General features: G+C 64.6%; 2 protein-coding genes and 1 pseudogene. 1 reads left to right on the top strand and 2 read right to left on the bottom strand.

Annotated features, from left to right (window positions below; translation table 11 throughout):
- The first annotated feature begins 55 nt into the window (after positions 1-55).
- A complete protein-coding gene (locus tag ACFWF3_RS32885) occupies positions 56-1,225 on the top strand; it encodes an SMI1/KNR4 family protein (RefSeq protein WP_379317785.1) in 1,170 nt (389 codons plus the stop codon).
- Positions 1,226-1,527: 302 nt separating this feature from the next.
- On the opposite strand, the gene ACFWF3_RS32880 is transcribed toward ACFWF3_RS32885, so the two are convergent.
- Together ACFWF3_RS32880 and ACFWF3_RS32875 are read right to left on the bottom strand one after the other, a co-directional pair.
- Positions 1,528-2,013 (bottom strand): YybH family protein, encoded by a 486-nt coding sequence (locus tag ACFWF3_RS32880; RefSeq protein ID WP_379317783.1) that lies wholly within the window; start codon positions 2,011-2,013, stop codon positions 1,528-1,530.
- A pseudogene (locus ACFWF3_RS32875) lies at positions 2,010-2,274 on the bottom strand (DUF4440 domain-containing protein); the annotation flags it as partial. The pseudogene ACFWF3_RS32875 and the gene ACFWF3_RS32880, both read right to left, overlap by 4 nt.

Raw genomic sequence — 2,274 nt, 5'->3', positions numbered from 1 at the left:
ATCTCGGCCTGCATCCAGGCTGAACTTGTCGGCGGCTGGTCGTAGCGTTGATGGAATGAACTGGAGACCGTGGTTGGAGCTGTGGAGCGAGGAATGGATCGCCAGCAGAGATCCTGATGAATTGGATCCCGAGGTGGTGCAGCAGCGCTGGCTCGGGTACGCCCCCGCAACCGAGGCCGACATCGCCGCGGTCGAGCAGCGCCTCGGCCTGCGGTTGCCACCCTCCTATCGCAGCTTCCTGCTGACCACCGATGGATGGCGCCATGCCGGGGAATTCGTGCGGAAGATGCGGGACACCACCAATCTGGGATGGCTGCGTGACCTCGAACCAACCTGGGAGTCCTGGGCCGACCTGACCACCGAACCACCAGTCGACGCGCCGGGTAACCCGTTCAGCCGCGGACTACTGATCTCGCTGCACGCCGACGTCGGAGTCCTGTTCCTCGACCCGGCCGACCGCAACGACAACGGCGAATGGGCCGCCTACAGCGTGTTTTCCTGGGGGGAGTTCCCGCGGCGGTATCCCTCGTTCACCGCCCTCATGGAATCGGAGTACCAAAGCCTTCATCAAATACGTCGGCCGGCGGGCAAAACCCGTGACAACTGGGATCTGGTGGCCGAACAGGCACGAGGCGAAGCCCTTTCCGGGGACATCGACACCGCCATGGCGGCCCTGGAGAAAGCCCAGCATTTCGGCCAGTCACGCGCCACGGTCTTACAAACCCAGCTCCAGATGTTCCTCAGCACCTCTTCCCCCTACGATGCCTCCCGGATCCTTACGCGTGTCCTACCGCTGGCACCCGTTCCGGATGGATTCTTCACCGGTCCACTGTTCACCGACGAGTTCATGCCGTGCATGTTCCTGCAACACGCACACAAAGAACCCTGGTATGCCTCCGCGCTCGACGTTGCCCAGATCGTCAACGACCCCGGGGGCGAGATCACACGTGCCATCGACGGGCACCGGGCACGGGTAGCGCGGCCCGGCTACCAGCTCTCCTACGGCAACCAAGCATTCGACACCGCGGTACGAAATGCGCTCGCGCAACACCACTCCGACCCGGCAGCGCTGTGGCATGCGCTCGAGGTCGCGATGGCGCATTGGCAGCCCCGCACGCCAGATCACATCGCCCCGGTCGCGTTGCTCGCCGACCCGGTGCTGGCCTACAGCCTCACCCCGGAACGCGGGCGCGCGCTGTTGAGTCAACCGCGCAGCGGCCGCTGACCCGGCGAGGCTGACCGATCGGTTCCTTCATCGGTTGCGTGCGTCTGGGGCGACAACTCGGTCCTCACCGCACATCCGGCCCTTCGGATCATCTGCACCCAGCAAGCCGCACGGCGCGCCGAACCGCGCAACGCACAGCCGAGGACAGTGGCCGCGCAGTGTCGGGCGCCTACCTCAGCGAGGTCCGCGCGGCGGGTGAGAATCGGATGCTCGCCCGCCGCGTCCTCGAACCCGAGAAACCCGATACCGCGTTCGCAATCGGCCTGAAGTTCGTGCTGGACAGTCTGATCGCTGACGGGTCACTACGGGCGTTCCGCGCCCCCCGGATCGAGGTCGACCACGCCTTTGCCGCTCGCAATGTCGAGTGGCACCGAGACCTGGTCGTGTGCGATCAACCAGGTGCCGGCGATCTTCCGCATTCCGTAGGTGACCCGGACCCATATACCGCTCGTTGCCTCGCCGTTCTTCAGCGTGCCGTGCAGACGTGCGAAGGCGTGCCCGAATGCCACACCATCGCCGACACTGAGCGTCAGATCGCGCACGTCATAGGTCGCACTCTCGAAGAACAGGAACACTCTCGCCCAGTTCTCGAGTTTCGCCGCCATCCCGACGTGTCGGTGCGGCGGCTCGAGGTCGAACGACACGATGTCGCTTGTGTACAGCAATTTCAGGACCTCGAGATCCTTGGCTCGCACTCCTTCGATCGCCTTGTCGATTTGGCGCCGAATCTCGACTTCATCCGCCTCGATGCGGTCAGCGCCTGACTGGAACTCGTTGGATGCGGTCATGATTCACTCCCCGAGAACTGCCTCTGCATCGCCCGCAGCGGCGCGAGGGCAGTGCTCCAGGCGATGACCTGATCCAACGTTTTGTTCAGGGCGGCGACATGGTGGTCGCCCGGTGTGAAGGTGAGGTGGTTCTCGAAATCGGTGAGCAGGGAAATCTCTACCGGGCGGCTCACATCCGCCATACCGAGCCCGCTGCAGACCACCCGCAGTTGCGCCACGGCACGGGCGCCGCCGCTCACCCCGTAGGAGACGAATCCGACC

Origin of the sequence: Nocardia sp. NPDC060220, from assembly GCF_042727815.1 — a bacterium.
Classification (GTDB): Bacteria; Actinomycetota; Actinomycetes; order Mycobacteriales; family Mycobacteriaceae; genus Nocardia.
Note: the sequence above shows the minus strand (reverse complement) of the source record. Positions and strands in the feature narration are given on the sequence as shown.